The following is a 16,684-nucleotide window of genomic DNA, read 5'->3' on the forward strand; positions in this document are numbered from 1 at the left end:
GACATGGGCATGGACGCCATCCTCACGATCGTCGCGCTCGTGCTGAGCGCGGCGAGCGTCGTCATCACCGGGCTGTTCTCGATCCGCACCGCACGGCTCGCCTCAGAGCTCGACGCCGAGCGCGAGGAGCGGATGGAGACCCAGTCGGCCATCAAGGCCGCCGAGCGCGTCTACGAACCGCTCGCCCAGGCCGCGGCCGAGCTCCAGTCCCGCATCGTGAACATCGTCGAGTCGGGCTGGGTGCCGCTCGTGCAGCGCTACAAGAGCCACGGCGACTACGCGGTCACGAGCACGGCCTACCTGTTCGCGAACTACTTCGGCTGGATCGAGGCCCGCCGGCAGGCCGTGCTCTCCTCCAGCGGCGAGGGCGGTCGAGACATCGCGGTGCAGCGGCTGATCGACACCGTGTTGCAGACGCTGCGGCGCAGCGTGCACAGCGAGGGGTTCCTCTTCTTCACGACCGAGCAGCGGGCGATCGGCGAGCTCATGCTCACGTGGGAGACGGTGACCGACACGGGCACGCGCATCCCGCACGTCATGGGCTACGCCTCGTTCACGAAGCGCTTCCGCGACGACCCGGACTTCCGTGGCTGGTTCACGCCCGTCGACAGCGGCATGGAACTCGTCGCCCGCGGCGACCACCGCCGGCTCATCGAGATCCAGCACGCGCTGGTCGCCCTCATCGACGCCCTCGACCCGAAGCGGAAGTACACGGTCGGCTACGACCTCGCGCCGATGGACCTCCAGCCCTCCGAGTGATCAGGACCGCCGTTCGGTGAGCCGCACGTGCACGCCAAAGCCCGCGGCATCCGTGCGCGGCACACCACCGGGGCAGGCCGTGACCGCGATGGGGGCTGGCACCCATGCTGGCGAGCCGCCGAAGCCGTACGCTCGCCGCAACGGCACGACGGACGGAGGTGCCGACATGGTCGTCGAGCAGGTCGACCCGACGCGTGGCACGACATCGAAGAGGAGAAAGCCGGCGGCAACCGTGTTCGTGCTGATCGGCGCCGTGTGCGGCGTCGCCTGGGGGGCCGCGTTCCGGGCCTACATGTCGGAGATCGTCGGCGGCGCCTCACGGGTCGACTGGTACGGCACGTTCGTGGCGATCATCGGCGCGGGCGCGATCACCGGCGCGCTGCTGGGCCTCGCCGAGTACGTCCGGCGTACGGGCGGACGTCGCCACTGGCGCTGGCTCGCCGTCGCGCCGCTCACGTTCGCCGTGTTGCCGATGACGATGCCCGGTGCACTCGTCGCACTCTTCACACAGGGCCTCGGCGGCGGCGCGGTCGCTGTCGCCCTGACGGCCATTGCCGGCGGGTTCGCGGTGGCGGGCAGGGGCCCGCTCTGGGGCCGCATCACGTGCGGCGTCCTCGCGCTGGCGGTGATCGGCGGGATCGTCGCGACCGTCCCGGCCATCGGCGGACTCCGCCTGGCGCTCGACCAGCCCCGCGGTGCGTGGGTCGCGATCCTCGCGGCATCGTGCCCGGTGGTGCTGTGCCTCGCGAGCTCGATCCCGTTCCGTCGGGTGGAGGGCGTCGCCGCGGCATCCGTGGACGCCGGCAGTTCCGCAGCGTGAAAGATCCTGCGAACTTTCGCCCCTGAAACAGGCGAACCATGGCTCGGATGCCGCGTCGACACGTACTGTGGACGACACGTGCAGCAGTGCCGCCGCATGGGTCTCCCCACGCCCGGTTCCGCTGCACTCCCGTGTGAGAGGAGGGCCCGTGAGGGTCGGCATCGCGAGAGAGCGACGAGCGGGCGAACGCCGGGTCGCCGCCACGCCCGAGACCGTGCGCCAGCTGGTCGGACTGGGACTGGAGGTGCTCGTCGAGCACGGCGCCGGCGAGGCATCCGGTCACGCCGACTCGGCCTACGAGGAGGCCGGCGCGACCGTCGAGGAGGTGCTCGAGCTCGGCGACCTCGACGTGCTGCTGCACGTGCGCCCGCTCGACCCTGCGACGCCCGCACGGCTGCGCCGCGGCGCCATCACGATCGGCCTCGCCTCGCCGTCGAGCGAGCTGCCGACGGTGCGTGCGCTCACCGACGCGGGCGTCACGTCCTTCGCGCTCGAGCTCGTGCCGCGCATCTCCCGGGCGCAGTCGATGGACGCCCTCACGAGCCAGGCGCTCGTCGCCGGCTACCGCTGCGTGCTCGAGGCCGCGATGCGCCTGCCGCGGTTCTTCCCCCTCTACATGACGGCCGCGGGCACGATCCCGCCGGCCCGGGTGCTCGTGCTCGGCGCGGGTGTCGCCGGCCTGCAGGCGATCGGCACGGCGAAGCGCCTCGGCGCCCGCGTCTCGGCGAACGACGTGCGCGCGGCATCCGCCGACGAGGTGCAGTCGCTCGGCGGCACGTTCATCAACCTCGACCTCGACGCCGCGGACGCGAGCGGCGGCTACGCGAAGGAGCTCGGCGCCGACCGGGCCGCCCGCCAGCGCCAGTTGCTCGCGCCGTACATCGCCGAGGCCGACGTGCTCATCACGACCGCTGCGATCCCGGGACGCCCGGCGCCGCTGCTCGTCACGGCCGACATGGTGCGGGCGATGCGCCCCGGCTCGGTGGTCGTCGACCTCGCGGCCGAGTCGGGCGGCAACGTCGAGGGGTCGGTCGCCGGGTCGGATGTCGCGGTGCCGACGGCCGACGGCACCGGCACGGTCACGGTCGTCGGCATGAAGGATGCCGCGTCGACGATGCCCGCCGACGCCTCCCGCCTCTACGCGAAGAACGTCGCCAACCTGCTCGCGCTCATGACGCACGACGGCTCGGTCGAGCCCGACTTCGGCGACGTGGTGGTGATGGACGCGTGCCTCACCCGCGACGGCGAGGTGCGACATCCGGCGACCGCGGAGGCGCTGGCCGCCGACGCACCGGACGCACAGGAAGGAGCACGCTGATGGACGGCGTCGCACTGCTCACCATCACCGTGCTCGCGGTGTTCGTGGGCTTCGAGGTGGTCTCGAAGGTCTCGAGCACCCTGCACACCCCGCTGATGTCGGGCGCGAACGCGATTCACGGCATCATCCTCGTGGGCGCGATCATCGTCGCCGGCCAGGCGGCCGACGGCTGGACGCTCGTGCTCGCCCTCGTCGCCGTCGTGCTCGCGACCGCCAACCTCGTCGGCGGCTTCGTCGTCACCGACCGCATGCTCGAGATGTTCCGCGGCCGCCCTTCGACGGGCTCAGGGACCGGACGCTTGCCGAGCTCGACGAAGCGAGCACGCCGCACGACTTCACCCGCCGCCTCCACCGACCCGAAGGAGTCCGGTCGATGACGATCCTCTCCCCCACTTGGACCGCCATCCTCTACCTCGTCGCCGCCGTCTGCTTCATCCTCGCCCTGAAGGGGCTGAGCTCGCCGAAGACCGCGCGCCGCGGCAACCTCATCGGCGCGGCCGGTGCGCTCGTGGCCGTGATCACGGTGTTCCTCTCGACGAAGCTCGACAACATCCCGTGGATCCTCGCGGCCATCGCCGTGGGCGCGGCGATCGCGGCGCCGGTCGCGCGGCGCGTGCAGATGACGCAGATGCCCCAGCTCGTCGCGCTCTTCAACGGCGTCGGCGGCGGTGCGGCGGCGCTCGTGGCGCTGCTCGAGCTCGGACACACGGTCGTACCCGAGGGCGAGACCACGGGTCTCTACGAACTGACGACCGTGAACGCGTGGGTGCGGGTCGCGATCGTGTTCACCCTCTTCGTGGGTGCCGTCTCCTTCTCGGGATCGCTCGTGACCTTCGCGAAGCTGCAGGAGCTGATGACGACCCGGCCGGTCGTGTTCCCGGGCCTGCCGGTGGTCATGGGGCTGTCGATCCTGGCGGCCGTCGCGGCATCCGTCTTCGTGGTGATCACCGGCGAGGGCTGGCTCGCGGTCGTGCTGCTCGTGCTCGGCCTCGTCACAGGTGTGCTGCTCGTGCTGCCGGTGGGCGGCGCCGACGTGCCGATCGTGATCTCGCTGCTCAACGCCTTCACCGGACTCGCGGTCGCGGCGTCGGGCCTCGTACTCGGCAACGTGCTGCTCGTCGTGGCGGGCACGCTGGTCGGCGCCTCCGGAACGATCCTGACCCGCGCGATGGCGTCGGCCATGGGCCGCAGCGTCTCGGGCATCCTGTTCGGTGCGTTCCGCGGTGGCTCGACGGCGGGGTCGACCGACGTCTCCGACCGCCCGGTGCGCTCGTCGAGCGCCGAGGACGTCGCGGTGCTGCTCGGCTACGCCCAGCGCGTGATCATCGTGCCGGGCTACGGCCTCGCGGTGGCGCAGGGCCAGCACACGGTGGCCGAGCTGCAGGCCGCGCTCGAGGCGCGCGGCACCGAGGTGGTGTTCGCGATCCACCCGGTGGCCGGCCGCATGCCCGGCCACATGAACGTGCTGCTCGCCGAGGCGAACGTGCCGTACGAGTCGCTGAAGGAGATGAGCGAGGTCAACGGCGAGTTCAAGCAGGCGGATGTCGCGCTCGTCGTCGGCGCGAACGACGTCGTGAACCCCGCGGCGAAGTCCACGCCGGGCTCGCCCATCTACGGCATGCCGATCCTCGAGGTCGAGGACGCGCGCCAGGTGGTGTTCCTCAAGCGGTCGATGCGGCCGGGCTTCGCAGGCATCGAGAACGAGCTGCTCTACGAACCGCAGACCACGCTGCTGTTCGGCGACGCGAAGGACTCCCTCGCGAAGGTGCTCACGGCGGTGAAGGCGCTGTAACCGGTCAGTCCGGTCGTCGAGTAGCGACCGGCGGAAGAGGGTGCCGGTCGTCGAGTAGCGCCCGGCGGAGGGTGCCGGTCGTCGAGTAGCGCCCGGCGGAGGGTGCCGGTCGTCGAGTAGCGCCCGGCGGAGCCGGACGCGTATCGAGACGCTTCATCGACCACGTCTCGATACGCGTCGCCTGCGGCGGCGCTACTCGACGACCGGGGTGTTGCCCGACCGCGTCTCGATACGCGTCGCCTCCGGCGGCGCTACTCGACGACCGGAGCCCGCTACTCGACGCCGGGGACCCGCTGCTCGACGACCGGAGCAGCCGCGAGCACGTCGAGGTAGTGCTGGTTGTACATGACGCCGAGGAGGTTGCCGAACGGATCCACGACGACCGCGGTCACGAAGCCGGGGCCGCGCTCGATCGGCGGCTGGTACGGCGTCGCCCCGAGCGCGAGCAGGCGCTCGTACGAGCCGGCAAGGTCGTCGACGTGCCAGAACACGACCTCGCCGCCGGGCTCGGCCGGACCCGCCGGCCGATACTGCGCGTCGATGAGCCCGAGCTCGTCGCTGGTGTCGCCGACGCGGAACTCGGTGTAGCCCGGGCGCCGGTAGTACGGCTCGACGCCGAGCACCTCGGCGTACCAGGCGGCGGCGGCCTCGAGGTCGGCGGCGTAGTAGCTGACGGTGGCGAATCCCCTGAGCATGTGCGGTTCCTCTCGTGCCGGATCATCCGGTTTCGCGGTCTTCCTGCTGGTGATCCCAGTCTCGAACGCAGAAGTGCTCACCCTCTGACTACTTTTGCGAGGAGAATCGGAACATGCGCGCCGACCGTCTCGTGGCCACCCTGCTCACCCTGCAGGCGCGCGGCCGCGTGACCGCCGCCCAGCTCGCCGAGGAGCTCGAGGTCTCGGTCGCCACGGCCCGCCGCGACCTCGAGGCGCTGTCGTCGGCCGGCATCCCGGTCTATCCGCAAGCGGGACGCGGTGGCGGTTGGCAGTTGCTCGGCGGCGCGCGCACCGACCTGTCAGGGCTCACGGCGCCCGAGGCGCGTGCCCTGTTCCTGCTCGTGGGGCCCGCGGCATCCGTCGACCCCGATGCCAAGGCCGCGCTGCGCAAGCTCGTGCGGGCGCTGCCCGAGAACTTCCGAACGGATGCCGCGGCCGCCGCCGACGCGGTCGTCATCGACCCCGGCGAGTGGGGGCGCGACGCCGGCGAGCGTCCCGAGCTCCTGCCGGTGCTCGAGGCGGCGGTGGTGCAGCGGCGACGCGTGCGGGCGCGCTACGCCGCGTGGAATCGCGATCCCGTCGATCGACTCATCGACCCGTGGGGGACCGTGCGCAAGCGCGACCGCTGGTATCTCCTCGGTGCGGTCGACGGCGCCGAGCGCACCTATCGCGTCGATCGGATGCTCGAGGCATCCGTGACCGACGAGCCGGCCGAGCGACCCGACGACCTCGACCTGGCCGAGGTCTGGGAGCGCGTGACGGCGGAGGTCGAGGAGCATCGGGCGGCCGCGTCGGCGACGGTCACCGTCGACAGCGGGATCGTGCCGCTGCTGCAGACGCAGTTCGGCCAACGCGCGGTGCACGAGGCATCCGTCGACGCGATGCGTTCGCGGGTGCGGATCACGGCGCCCACCGAGCAGCTGCTCGCGCGCGGGCTCGCGGGCTGGGCGGAGTACGTCGAGGTCGAGGAGCCCGCATCGCTGCGCGCGGAGCTCCTGCGGCTCGGGCGCGCGCTCGTCGAACGCAACGACGGCTGAGCGGCGTCGGCGAAGGGGCCGTTCGCGACGGGAAACCGTCCGATTCGGGACGGCCGTGGAGCCCACGTAGGATGGATCGGTACCCCCCTCCGATGTGAAAGAGGTCGCCGTGGCCACCGCCCGCGATGCCGCCCCGGAGCGCACCCAGTACTGGGTCGTCCCGGTCGTACGCGGACTCCTCGCACTCGTGCCGGCGGCCGTGATCACGTTCTCGCAGAACCACGCGCCCGAGCTCGGCCTCCTCGTATACGGCGCCTGGGCGATCGTGTCCGGACTCGTCGTCGGCGCACTGTCGCTGCGCCTCGTCGAGGACCGCGGCATCCGCTCGCTGTTCCTCGTGAACGCCGTCGCGACGACCGCAGCCGGCCTGCTCGCCGTCACGATCCCCGGCGGCCTCCCCTACCTGCTCTACCTCGTGAGTGTGTGGGCGGCCGTCACCGGCTTCGTCGAGCTCTACGCGGGCCTGCGCGCGCGCGGCCGAACGCCCGCCGCGCGCGACTGGATCGCCGCCGGCGCGTTCACGGCCGTGGCCGCGATCGTGTTCCTGCTGCTGCCGCCCGACTCCGTCACGGCGGTCGGCCTGCTCGGCGCGTACTTCGTGATCCTGGGCGTCTACCTCGTCATCGGGGGGTTCTCGTTGAAGTGGGCTGCGGCGCCGGGCGCCGCGGCATCCGGATCGGAGCAGCACTCGTGACCCAGGGTCCCGGCGACTACAAGCCCAGCCGGCGAGACGTGCTGCGGCCCGTCGAGTACGTGGGCGGCTCCGCCATCGCGGCGATCTTCACGGGCGTCATCACGCTCGTGGTCACCCGCGACCTCACGCTGGCGCTCATCGCGACCGGCGGCGTCTTCATCGTCGTGCTCGTCGCGCTCGCGTTGTTCGCGCTGGCCGTCAAGCCCGACGCGTCGGAGTCGGCCGAGCTGCGCGACGACGAGGCGCACCGGCATGAGGCGCACGACGGGCCTCGCGAGCCGGGCGGCGCCGACGGCGGCCCGGGCCTCGACGGGCCGCAGGCGCCGCCGCCCGGTCACTGATCCGCCGGTTGCGCCGGGTCAGCGGGCACGGATGCCGCTGCTGACCGCTCGCGCCGACCTCGTCGTCTGTGCGCAATTCAGGTCGGGAGGTGTGTCGCGCGATCGGTCTCCGGCGTGTCCCGGTGACGCGCCGAGCGCGCACCTGAATTGCACACCGGGGGGATGGGCATTCTCGACCCGGCTGAGGTCGGATGCCGCGAGCAAACCCGTTCCATGACAGGGAGCTCAGCCCTCGCGTGCCGCCCACGCTTCATCGACCCGTTCGCCGCCCGTCGCGTCGACCACCGCGAGGATCGCCGACGCGACCGCGTCCGCATGGTCGCGATGGGAGATGAGTGCCTCATGCGTCGAGTCAGCGACGACGCGGCGAGCGGAGTTCGTGGAGAGACCGGGAAGCTCCTCCTGCAGGGCGGTGAGCGTCTCGGCACCCATGGGCTGGACGCCGACTCCGAGGACGGCGAGGGGCAGGTCGCCGAGCGGAGCGGCGCGGTGGAGGAACGGTCGAGTGGTCGCCTCCCACTCCCGCATCTCCGCCGCCTCGGTCGCCGAGGTCGAGGGCCGCACGAAGCCCGCGTTCAGTTCCGCGACCTGCCGCTCGGGCAGCCCGTCGGAGACAGCGCCGAACGCATCGACGATGCGGAACAGGCCGAACCGCGCCAGCGCGGCCGACACGGTCAGCGAGACGACCTGAAGCCGATGCGCCTGCGGCACCGGCCAACGCGCCCACTGGTCGGGATGCGACGCGTCGACGAGCACGAGGCCGGCCGTCTCGTGCGGGTAGACCTCGGCGAATGAGCGCACGACCAGGCCCCCGAAGGAGTGCCCGGCCAGCACGAACGGGCCGTCGATCCCGGCGGTGCGGAGCGCTTCGTGCAGCTCCATGGCCATCGTGGCCCCGTCGCGGGGCGCCGGGCTCGGGTCGCTCCAGCCGAGTCCGGCGCGATCGTACGCGACGACCCGCACGTGGTCGGCCAACGCCAGCTGGACCCAGTGCCAGTTCGGCGAGAACGACCCGAGCCCGGCTTCGAGCACCACCGTCGGCGCTCCCGCGCTCACGCCGCGGATGTCGAGATGCAGGCGGACGCCACCGAGGTCGACGAGGCGGCCGGGCAGCGGGAATCGACGCACATCCCGTCTCGACGCGGCGCGCTGGGCCGTGTACCCGGCCGCGCAGAGGGCCGAGAGGCCGATGGCCGACCACGCCAGCACACGCCGTCGGGTGTGCCGGGAGTGCGACCGTTCGACGGTCACCATGCCGACATCCTCCCTCGGATCATCGCCCTCCGGAAGGGCGGACGCCGGCCGCGGCATCCGAGGGCACCGGACGTCGGCGTGTGCTCGATTCAGGTCGGGAGGCGTGTCGCGTTGTGGCGATCCGGCGTGTCGCGGCGAAATGCCGCGCGCGCACCTGAATTGCATACACGCACCGGGTCTCGATACGCGTCGCTACGCGGCGCTACTCGACCACCGGAGGTCGCTACGCGGCGCTACTCGACCACCGGAGGTCGCTGCGCGGCGCTACTCGACCACATCGGGCCGCTGCGCGGCGCGCCTCCAGCTGCGAGGCCTAGAGCCGGTCGACGAGCCCCGACGCGATGCCCGTGTACGTCGCGGGCGTGAGCTCGAGCAGGCGTCGCTTCGCGTCCTCGCCGATCTCGAGGCCCTCGATGAACGCGGCGAGGTCGGCCGCGCCGACGCGCTTGCCGCGGGTGAGGTCCTTGAGCAGCGCGTACGGATCGGCGATCGTCGACCGGCCGGCGACGACCTCGGCGCGGATGACCGTCTGGATCGCCTCGCCGAGCACCTCCCAGTTCACGTCGAGGTCGGCGAGCAGCAGGTTGCGGTCGAGGTCGATCTCGCCGAGGCCGCGCTCGATGTTGTCGAGGGCGAGCATCGAGTGGCCGAAGCCGACGCCGATGTTGCGCTGCGCGCTCGAGTCCGTGAGGTCGCGCTGGAGGCGGCTCGTGACGAGCGTCGCCGCGAGCGAGTCGAGCACGGCGCTCGAGAGTTCGAGGTTGGCCTCGGCATTCTCGAACCGGATCGGGTTCACCTTGTGCGGCATGGTCGACGAGCCCGTCGCTCCGGCCGCCGGGATCTGCCGGAAGTAACCGAGTGAGATGTAGGTCCAGATGTCGGTCGCGAGGTTGTGCAGCACCCGGTTCGCGTGCGAGACCTTGCCGTAGAGCTCCGCCTGCCAGTCGTGCGACTCGATCTGGGTCGTGAGCGGGTTCCACGTGAGGCCGAGCGACTCGACGAACTCGCGCGACACGTCGGGCCACGCGACATCCGGCGCCGCGACCACGTGCGCCGAGAACGTGCCGGTCGCGCCCGAGAACTTGCCGAGGTACTCGGTCGCCTCGACCTGGCGGGCGATGCGCTCGAGGCGGTAGGCGAAGACCGCGAGCTCCTTGCCCATCGTGGTGGGCGTCGCGGGCTGCCCGTGCGTGCGCGAGAGCATCGCGGCATCCCGCAGCTCGACCGACAGGGCGCTCAGTGCGTCGATGACGCCCCGGTACTTCGGCAGCCAGACGCGCTCGACCGCGTCGCGCACGGTGATCGCGTACGAGAGGTTGTTGATGTCCTCGCTCGTGCAGGCGAAGTGCGTGAGCTCGGCGATGTCGTCGAGGCCGAGCAGCTCGAGCCGGCGGCGCACGTAGTACTCGACGGCCTTGACGTCGTGTCGCGTGGTCGCCTCGAGCGTGGCGAGCTCGTCGATGTCGGCCTGCCCGAACTCCGTCACGATCGAGCGCAGCTGGGCCTGCTGCTCGGCCGACAGCGGCGATGAGCCGAAGAACCTGCGGTCGGTCTGCGCGATGAGCCACTCGACCTCCACCTGCACGCGGGCGCGGTTGAGGCCCGCCTCCGACAGGTACTCGCCGAGCGCTTCGACGGCGGCGCGGTACCGTCCGTCGAGCGGGCTGAGCGGCTGGGGAGGCAGCGAAGTCATCGGTTTCCTTGTCTGAGAGCGGGGGCGAGTTGCCGGAAGAGCGCCGACGTCGACCGCTCTATCATCCCAAGAACCCGATCGAAGGTCGCATCGTCGGAGTAATAGGGGTCGGGCACGTCCTGCAGCGGCGCGAGCTCGGGGTCGAATTCGAGGAGCAGCCGCACCTTGTCGAGGTCGACCGACGAGGGTGCCTGGTTGCGCAGGATCCGGGCCTGCCCGCGGTCGAACGCGACCACGAGGTCGAGCGCCGGGAAGTCCGCCGCGTCGAACTGCCGCGCCCGGTGGTGGGTTCCGTCGTAGCCGCGGCGCTCGAGGGCGTCGATGGTGCGCTGGTCGGCCTGTTCGCCGACATGCCAGTCGCCCGTCGCGGCCGACTCGATGGTGATGCGGTCGCCGAGCCCCGCGCGTTCGGCGAGGGAGCGCAGCACGACCTCGGCCATCGGCGAGCGGCAGATGTTGCCGGTGCACACGAAGGACACTCGGAAGGGCTGCGCGGCGTCCCCCGTGGGCTCCGCTCGCGTCATGCCTCCCATTGTGGACGAGATCAGCAGTGCAGCACAGTGGCAGTTGGGGCCCGCGTCACGCCGGGTCGTCGGTGCGAGAAGGGGGTCGGCATGACGGATGCCCCAGCGCCCGACTTCCACGTCGACGAGGCGCTCGCCGCAGGGCTCGTGGCCGCCCAGCACCCCGACCTGTCGGGCGAGGTGCGCCTCGTCGCGAACGGCTGGGACAACGCGATGTTCCGCCTCGGCGAACGGCTGGCGGTGCGGATGCCGCGGCGCCGCGAGGCGGTCGGGCTCATGTGGAACGAGCAACGCTGGATGCCCGCCCCGGCCCCGCGCCTGCCGGTCGCCGTGCCCGCGCCCGTGCGGAACGGACGACCCGCTCCCGAGCTCGGCTACGACGTGCCGTGGAGCATCGTCCCGTGGTTCGACGGCGCGAGCGGACTCGCGTTCGACGCCGAGACGCGGGGCGTCGCGGTGAACGGGCTGGCCGCATTCGTCGCGGAGTTCGGGGCGATCCCGGCGCCGGCGGATGCCCCGGCGAACGCGTACCGCGGCGTCCCGCTCGCGCACCGCGACGAGGACGTGCGGGCCCGGCTGGCCCGGGGACGGATCCCCGATGGCGCAGGACTCGCCCGCGTGTGGGATCGGGCGCTCGCGGCATCCGCCTGGTCGGGCCCGCCCGTGTGGCTGCACGGCGACCTGCACCCGCACAACCTGCTGCTCGCGCCCTCGGGGGCGCTCGTCGCGGTGGTGGACTTCGGCGACATCACGGCGGGCGATCCGGCGACCGACCTCGCCACCGCGTGGCTCACGTTCGACGCCCGCGATCGACGGGTGTTCCGCGCCGAGCTGGAGGCGCGCCGCGGCGTCGACGAGGCGACGTGGGACCGCGCCCGCGGGTGGGCGTTGGTGATCGCGAGCGCGGTCGTCGACCGCACCGGCCCGTCGGGCGACTTCGGACGGGTGGCGTCGTACGTGCTCGAGCAGGTGCAGCTCGACTGAGCCGCGGCCGGGTGCGCGCTCGCCCGCATTCGCTCGTCCTCCACAGGCCGCCGAGCTCTCGAGGTGCGCACGGATGCCGCGCCGACGGCGTGCGACGGCGTGCGCCATTGGGACGCTGACGCCATGGACGATGACCCGCTCCTCGCGGCGCTCACCGGTCGCGCCGTCACCGCCGACCAGGTCGAGGGCGCGCGCCGGCACCTCCTCATGCTCCGCTCGCTGCTCGACGAGGTGCGGAGCGCTTGGCCGGGCCTGCTCCCCGAGCCGGCGCGCACGTGGAGATCTGGCGCGGCCGACGCATATGCGGCACGGCTCGACGAGTTGCGGGTGCTCCTCGCGGGAGCGGCGGGCGCGCTCGCCGAGGCCGAAGCCGCGCTCGAGGTGCGCATCCGGCGGCTGGAGCAGCAGCTCGACGCCCAGGCGGAGGCCGCGGCGGGGTTCCGGTGAGCGCGTTCTCGAGTCCGGGCGACGAGGGCGCGGGCGGGCTGGTCGTGTCCGGCGGCGGAACGTACGCCGTCGCGGTCGACGAGCTCTTCGTCGTGGCCGCGAGGCTCGGCGCGGTGGCGCCGGTCGTCGACGGCTGGCTGGCTCGCGCGGGCGTGCTGCGGCGTGGACTCGACCTGCTCGACATCGACGATCCGATCGCCGCCGTCGATGCCGCCTCGCCGGCCTGGCACGCCGGCGTCGGGTGCGTTCGCCTCGAGCAGTCCCGCGACCTGGCGTTGACGATGCACTCGTCGCTGCTCGAGTCGGCGGAACGGTACGGCGTCACCGAGCGGCTCGTCGACGGACTCTGGCACCTCGGCGCGGCGGTGGCGGCGCCCTGGCTCGGGCTTCATGCGCCGGTGCTCCTGATCGGCGGCCTGCTCGCCGCCGGTGGCCAGTGGGCCGGATCGGCGATCCGGAGCGCGCTCGGCTGGGGGCCGACGCCCCTCGCGGCGTGGCTCGACGAGCACCGCGACCTCCTCTCCGATCCCGGGTTCGTGCGACTGGTGCGCCTGGCCGCCGACCACGCCGACGAGGCGTTCTCGGCCGCATTCCACCTGCCCGTGCCCGGCGGACTCGGGGCGGTGATCGGTGCGCCCGAGAGCGCGTCGATCGTGCTGGCTGCCACCGGCTTGCTCGGCGTCGTGGGCAGCCGCGTGCTGGTCGACGGCCCCGTGCGCGTGACGCGCGTCGACGCCGGGGCTCGCGGATCCGCGGCCGATCGAGCCGGCATGGATGCGGCACCCGCCGGGCATCCGGCCCAGGGCGTGTCCCGCCTCGGCGAGGTCGTGGCCCCGCCCGCCGGCGTCCGCGGCCTCGCCGACCGGGTGCCCTCGGGCGACGAGGCGCCGCAGATCCGGATCGAGCGATACGGCACCGCGGCCGATCCGCGCTGGATCGTCTACGTCGGCGGCACCGCGGACTTCGGGCTCATCGCCGGCGCAGAGACCGCCGACATGACGAGCAACACGCACGGCGTCGCCGACGACACGCGGCTCGATCGGCTGCGGTTCACGGGCGCCGACTCGGCGGCGGGCGAGCGCGCGGTGCGCGAAGCGCTCACCGAGGCGGGTGCGCAGTCGGGCGACCCGCTGCTCGCGGTGGGCTACTCCGGCGGCGGCATCATCGCCGCGAAGCTCGCCGCCGATCCCGAGCTCGGAGCGGTCGGCGCCTTGAACCTCGGCGGGCCGGTCGCCTCCGCGCCGACCCGCGAGGGCGTGGGCCTGCTCTCCCTCGAACACGAGGAGGACCTCGTCCCCGCGACGGGCGGCGCGGGGCATCCGTCACCCGATCGCGTCACGGTGACCCGCAGCGTGCTCGAGCCCGACCGCGAGTACGCGGCGGCGGTCCCGGCGCACGAGCTCGCCCGCTACCGGCAGACCGCCGCCCTCGTCGACGACTCCGACGAGCAGCGGCTGGTCGAGTGGCGTGCGCTCGTCGACGAGGTCACCGGCGGCGGCGCCGGCCTGCGCAGCGACTGGGTCGCGACCCGCGAGGTCAGTCCCGCGACGGGCGCACGATGAGCCCGATCAGCCAGCTGATGAGGCCCAGTACGAGGGCGCCGAGCACGCCCCACCAGAACCCGTCGATGACGAGCCCGAATCCCATCAGGCTGCTGATCCACGCCACGAGGAGCAGCAGCAGGCCGTTCACGATGAAGGAGATGAGGCCCAGCGTGAGCACGTACAGGGGGAACGCGACGATCCTCACGAACGTGCCGACGAAGGCGTTCACGAGGCCGAAGATGAGCGCGATGAGCAGGTACGTGAGCACCGTGGCGAGGGTCGTGTCCTCGTACGGCACCACCCGGATTCCCGTGACGATGAAGGTGGTCAGCCAGAGCGCGAAGGCGACGACGATGACCTTGACGATGAACCGCATGGGTCCCACTCTGGCAGACGGCGCCCTGCGATCGAAGGGGTACGGTGGAACGCGTGACCGCAACGGAGCCAACCCCCGCCGGCGTGCGCCTCCGCCCCGAGATCGCCGCCCTCCCCGCGTACCGACAGGGCCGCCCGGCGCCGGCCGACGGCTACAAGCTGTCGAGCAACGAGAACCCGTTCTCGCCGCTGCCCGGCGTCGCCGAGGCCGTGGCCGCCACCGCGAACGAGATCAACCGCTACCCCGACGCGACCGCGCTCGCCCTGCGCGAGAAGCTCGCCGAGCGGTTCGGCGTCTCGACGGACGAGGTGATCGTGGGCGCCGGGTCGGTGTCGCTGCTCGCGCAGTTCATCGCCGCCGCCGCCGGCCCCGGCGACGAGGTCGTCTACGCCTGGCGGTCGTTCGAGGCCTACCCCGGGCTCGTCACGGTCTCGGGCGCGACGAGCATCCAGGTGTCGAACCGAGGCGACCACGGGCACGACCTCGACGCGATGGCCGACGCCGTCACCGAGCGCACCCGGGTCGCGATCGTCTGCTCCCCCAACAACCCGACGGGCGTCATCGTCACCGCCGACGAGTTCGAGGCGTTCATGGCCCGCGTGCCCGCCGACATGCTCGTGCTGCTCGACGAGGCGTACATCGAGTTCGTGCGCACCGAGCCGACCGGGCCCGGGGCATCCGTCGACGGGAGCACCCTGCTCGGCCGGTACCCCAACCTCGTGATCCTGCGCACCTTCTCGAAGGCCTACGGGCTGGCCGGCCTGCGCGTGGGCTACGCGATCGGCCCCGCGTACATCCTGGACGCCGCGCGCTCGACGGCGATCCCGCTGAGCGTGACGGCGGCGTCGGCCGCCGCGGCGCTGGCCTCGCTCGAGCCCGAGGCCGAGCGCGAACTGCTCGCCCGCGTCGAAACGATCGCGGGCCGGCGTGAGGCACTGCGTGCGGCCCTGCTCGAGCAGGGCTGGCCGGTCCCCGAGGCGCACGGCAACTTCGTGTGGCTGCCCACGGGTGATCGCACGGTCGAGGTCGCCGAGCGGCTCTTCGACGCAGGACTCGTCACCAGGGCGTTCCCGCCCGAGGGCATCCGCATCTCCGTCGGCGAGCCCGAGTCTGTCGAAACCCTCCTCCGGATTCTGGGTGAGCTTGTACCGGCCTCACAAGAAGGGCACCCGGCCTAGCGGGTAGCGTGGAACGGTGGCAGCCCGCGAGAGAGCCTTCACCGCGCCGACGGTCCAGCTCCTGACCCCCACCGGAGAACTCCGTCCCACCCCTGAGGCGGAGCCCTACCTGCCCCTCGTCGAGGCGCTTTCCGACGACGTGCTCGAGCGGTTCTACCGCGACATGGTCGTCTCGCGTCGCCTCGACGTCGCGGGTGCGAACCTGCAGCGCCAGGGCCAGCTCGCCCTCTGGGTCCCGAGCCACGGGCAGGAGGCCGCGCAGGTCGGCTCGGCGCACGCGGCCCGCGCGCAGGACCACATCTTCCCGTCGTACCGCGAGCACATCGTCGGCATGATCCGCGGGCTCGATCCCGTGAACATCCTGTCGCTGCTGCGCGGCGCGACCCTCGGCGGCTGGAATCCCGCCGAGAACGGCAACTTCCACCTCTATACGCTCGTGCTCGCGTCGCAGACGCTGCACGCCACCGGCTATGCCATGGGCGTGCAGTTCGACGGGCTCTCCGGCACCGGCGACCCCGAGGCCGACACCGCCGTGCTCGTCTACTACGGCGACGGGTCGACCTCGCAGGGCGACGCGAGCGAGGCGCTCGTGTTCGCGGCGAGCTACCAGACGCCGCAGGTGTTCTTCGTGCAGAACAACCAGTGGGCGATCTCGGTGCCCGTCTCGCGGCAGTCGCGCAGCCCGCTCTCGCTCCGCGGCGGCGGCTTCGGCATGCCGGGCGTGCGCATCGACGGGAACGACGTGCTCGTGAGCTACGCGGTCACCCGCCAGTCGCTCGAGGAGGCACGCGCCGGCGAGGGACCGAGCCTGATCGAGGCCGAGACCTATCGCATGGGCGCGCACACGACCGCCGACGACCCGACGAAGTACCGCACCGACGCCGAGGTGGCGTACTGGGCCGAGCGAGACCCGATCACGCGGTACCGCGCGTGGCTCGAGGGCCGCGGGGCATCCGCGGCGTTCTTCGACGAGGTCGACGGCGAGGCGGCGGATGTCGCCGCCGACGTGCGACGTCGTGCACTCGACCTGCCCGCGCCCACACGCGAGAAGATCTTCGCCCACGTCTACAGCGAGCCGCATCCGCTCATGGACGAGGAACTGGCCTGGCTGGAGTCCTACGAGTCGGGCTTCGAGGGAGGCGCGGCATGAGCGCACGCACCGAGGAGGAGCGCGCCGTGGCCGACGCGATCGAGCAGCAGACCGTCG

General features: G+C 72.4%; 18 protein-coding genes. 13 read left to right on the forward strand and 5 right to left on the reverse strand.

Going from position 1 to position 16,684, the window contains the following annotated elements; all coding sequences use genetic code 11:
• The first annotated feature begins 3 nt into the window (after nt 1–3).
• The 5 genes from ACFVN5_RS01970 (at nt 4) to ACFVN5_RS01990 (ending at nt 4,689) form a co-directional block, all read left to right on the forward strand.
• Nucleotides 4–759: a hypothetical protein gene (locus ACFVN5_RS01970; protein WP_376952948.1), complete on the forward strand. Its 756-nt coding sequence runs from the start codon at nt 4–6 to the stop codon at nt 757–759.
• Between the two features lie 166 nt (nt 760–925).
• Nucleotides 926–1,579 (forward strand): hypothetical protein, encoded by a 654-nt coding sequence (locus ACFVN5_RS01975; RefSeq protein WP_376952949.1) that lies wholly within the window; start codon nt 926–928, stop codon nt 1,577–1,579.
• 148 nt (nt 1,580–1,727) lie between these two features.
• A complete protein-coding gene (locus ACFVN5_RS01980) occupies nt 1,728–2,897 on the forward strand; it encodes a Re/Si-specific NAD(P)(+) transhydrogenase subunit alpha (RefSeq protein ID WP_376952950.1) in 1,170 nt (389 codons plus the stop codon).
• Nucleotides 2,897–3,274, forward strand: a complete 378-nt coding sequence (locus ACFVN5_RS01985) for an NAD(P) transhydrogenase subunit alpha (protein WP_376952951.1) — start codon at nt 2,897–2,899, stop codon at nt 3,272–3,274. The genes ACFVN5_RS01980 and ACFVN5_RS01985 overlap by 1 nt, the downstream gene beginning before the upstream one ends.
• Entirely contained in the window at nt 3,271–4,689 is a 1,419-nt protein-coding gene (locus ACFVN5_RS01990) for an NAD(P)(+) transhydrogenase (Re/Si-specific) subunit beta (RefSeq protein WP_376952952.1), read from the forward strand. Before ACFVN5_RS01985 ends, ACFVN5_RS01990 begins: the two co-directional genes overlap by 4 nt.
• Before the next feature lie 272 nt (nt 4,690–4,961).
• Here the strand turns inward: ACFVN5_RS01990 and ACFVN5_RS01995 are convergent, their stop codons facing one another.
• Entirely contained in the window at nt 4,962–5,384 is a 423-nt protein-coding gene (locus ACFVN5_RS01995; protein WP_376952953.1) for a VOC family protein, read from the reverse strand.
• A 113-nt stretch (nt 5,385–5,497) separates the two neighbouring features.
• On the opposite strand from ACFVN5_RS01995, the gene ACFVN5_RS02000 reads away from it, so the two are divergent.
• From ACFVN5_RS02000 to ACFVN5_RS02010, 3 genes are all read left to right on the forward strand, one after another.
• Entirely contained in the window at nt 5,498–6,442 is a 945-nt protein-coding gene (locus ACFVN5_RS02000) for a helix-turn-helix transcriptional regulator (protein ID WP_376952954.1), read from the forward strand.
• Nucleotides 6,443–6,551: 109 nt separating this feature from the next.
• Complete coding sequence (locus ACFVN5_RS02005) at nt 6,552–7,136, forward strand: hypothetical protein (RefSeq protein ID WP_376952955.1); 585 nt, start codon at nt 6,552–6,554, stop codon at nt 7,134–7,136.
• Nucleotides 7,133–7,477: a hypothetical protein gene (locus tag ACFVN5_RS02010; protein ID WP_376952956.1), complete on the forward strand. Its 345-nt coding sequence runs from the start codon at nt 7,133–7,135 to the stop codon at nt 7,475–7,477. The genes ACFVN5_RS02005 and ACFVN5_RS02010 overlap by 4 nt, the downstream gene beginning before the upstream one ends.
• Nucleotides 7,478–7,702: 225 nt before the next feature.
• Here the strand turns inward: ACFVN5_RS02010 and ACFVN5_RS02015 are convergent, their stop codons facing one another.
• From ACFVN5_RS02015 to ACFVN5_RS02025, 3 genes are all read right to left on the reverse strand, one after another.
• Complete coding sequence (locus ACFVN5_RS02015) at nt 7,703–8,731, reverse strand: alpha/beta hydrolase (RefSeq protein WP_376952957.1); 1,029 nt, start codon at nt 8,729–8,731, stop codon at nt 7,703–7,705.
• A gap of 313 nt (nt 8,732–9,044) precedes the next feature.
• Nucleotides 9,045–10,424 (reverse strand): adenylosuccinate lyase, encoded by a 1,380-nt coding sequence (purB, locus tag ACFVN5_RS02020; RefSeq protein WP_376952958.1) that lies wholly within the window; start codon nt 10,422–10,424, stop codon nt 9,045–9,047.
• A complete protein-coding gene (locus ACFVN5_RS02025; protein WP_376954293.1) occupies nt 10,421–10,957 on the reverse strand; it encodes a low molecular weight protein-tyrosine-phosphatase in 537 nt (178 codons plus the stop codon). Before ACFVN5_RS02025 ends, purB begins: the two co-directional genes overlap by 4 nt.
• Before the next feature lie 81 nt (nt 10,958–11,038).
• Here ACFVN5_RS02025 and ACFVN5_RS02030 point away from each other — a divergent pair, with 81 nt between their 5' ends.
• The 3 genes from ACFVN5_RS02030 (at nt 11,039) to ACFVN5_RS02040 (ending at nt 13,941) form a co-directional block, all read left to right on the forward strand.
• A complete protein-coding gene (locus ACFVN5_RS02030) occupies nt 11,039–11,932 on the forward strand; it encodes an aminoglycoside phosphotransferase family protein (protein ID WP_376952959.1) in 894 nt (297 codons plus the stop codon).
• Nucleotides 11,933–12,055: 123 nt separating this feature from the next.
• Nucleotides 12,056–12,379, forward strand: a complete 324-nt coding sequence (locus ACFVN5_RS02035) for a hypothetical protein (protein WP_376952960.1) — start codon at nt 12,056–12,058, stop codon at nt 12,377–12,379.
• A complete protein-coding gene (locus ACFVN5_RS02040) occupies nt 12,376–13,941 on the forward strand; it encodes a hypothetical protein (RefSeq protein ID WP_376952961.1) in 1,566 nt (521 codons plus the stop codon). Before ACFVN5_RS02035 ends, ACFVN5_RS02040 begins: the two co-directional genes overlap by 4 nt.
• Here the strand turns inward: ACFVN5_RS02040 and ACFVN5_RS02045 are convergent.
• Entirely contained in the window at nt 13,916–14,299 is a 384-nt protein-coding gene (locus tag ACFVN5_RS02045) for a phage holin family protein (protein ID WP_376952962.1), read from the reverse strand. The two genes, ACFVN5_RS02040 and ACFVN5_RS02045, sit on opposite strands and share 26 nt — an antisense overlap.
• 53 nt (nt 14,300–14,352) lie before the next feature.
• Here ACFVN5_RS02045 and ACFVN5_RS02050 point away from each other — a divergent pair, with 53 nt between their 5' ends.
• Nucleotides 14,353–15,477, forward strand: a complete 1,125-nt coding sequence (locus tag ACFVN5_RS02050) for a histidinol-phosphate transaminase (protein ID WP_376952963.1) — start codon at nt 14,353–14,355, stop codon at nt 15,475–15,477.
• A 16-nt stretch (nt 15,478–15,493) separates the two neighbouring features.
• Entirely contained in the window at nt 15,494–16,627 is a 1,134-nt protein-coding gene (locus ACFVN5_RS02055) for a thiamine pyrophosphate-dependent dehydrogenase E1 component subunit alpha (protein WP_376952964.1), read from the forward strand.
• Nucleotides 16,628–16,684 lie beyond the last annotated feature (57 nt).

The sequence above is a fragment of the Agromyces sp. NPDC057865 genome (genome assembly GCF_042796995.1).
GTDB lineage: Bacteria > Actinomycetota > Actinomycetes > Actinomycetales > Microbacteriaceae > Agromyces.

What these genes read in the sequence shown, in the direction of transcription:
- ACFVN5_RS01970 (WP_376952948.1), top strand. Translation starts at nt 4, where the DNA reads ATGGGCATGGACGCCATCCTCACGATCGTCGCGCTCGTGCTGAGCGCG.
- ACFVN5_RS01975 (WP_376952949.1), top strand. Translation starts at nt 926, where the DNA reads ATGGTCGTCGAGCAGGTCGACCCGACGCGTGGCACGACATCGAAGAGG.
- ACFVN5_RS01985 (WP_376952951.1), top strand. Translation starts at nt 2,897, where the DNA reads ATGGACGGCGTCGCACTGCTCACCATCACCGTGCTCGCGGTGTTCGTG.
- ACFVN5_RS01990 (WP_376952952.1), top strand. Translation starts at nt 3,271, where the DNA reads ATGACGATCCTCTCCCCCACTTGGACCGCCATCCTCTACCTCGTCGCC.
- ACFVN5_RS01995 (WP_376952953.1), bottom strand. Translation starts at nt 5,384, where the DNA reads ATGCTCAGGGGATTCGCCACCGTCAGCTACTACGCCGCCGACCTCGAG.
- ACFVN5_RS02000 (WP_376952954.1), top strand. Translation starts at nt 5,498, where the DNA reads ATGCGCGCCGACCGTCTCGTGGCCACCCTGCTCACCCTGCAGGCGCGC.
- ACFVN5_RS02015 (WP_376952957.1), bottom strand. Translation starts at nt 8,731, where the DNA reads ATGGTGACCGTCGAACGGTCGCACTCCCGGCACACCCGACGGCGTGTG.
- purB (WP_376952958.1), bottom strand. Translation starts at nt 10,424, where the DNA reads ATGACTTCGCTGCCTCCCCAGCCGCTCAGCCCGCTCGACGGACGGTAC.
- ACFVN5_RS02025 (WP_376954293.1), bottom strand. Translation starts at nt 10,957, where the DNA reads ATGGGAGGCATGACGCGAGCGGAGCCCACGGGGGACGCCGCGCAGCCC.
- ACFVN5_RS02030 (WP_376952959.1), top strand. Translation starts at nt 11,039, where the DNA reads ATGACGGATGCCCCAGCGCCCGACTTCCACGTCGACGAGGCGCTCGCC.
- ACFVN5_RS02035 (WP_376952960.1), top strand. Translation starts at nt 12,056, where the DNA reads ATGGACGATGACCCGCTCCTCGCGGCGCTCACCGGTCGCGCCGTCACC.
- ACFVN5_RS02045 (WP_376952962.1), bottom strand. Translation starts at nt 14,299, where the DNA reads ATGCGGTTCATCGTCAAGGTCATCGTCGTCGCCTTCGCGCTCTGGCTG.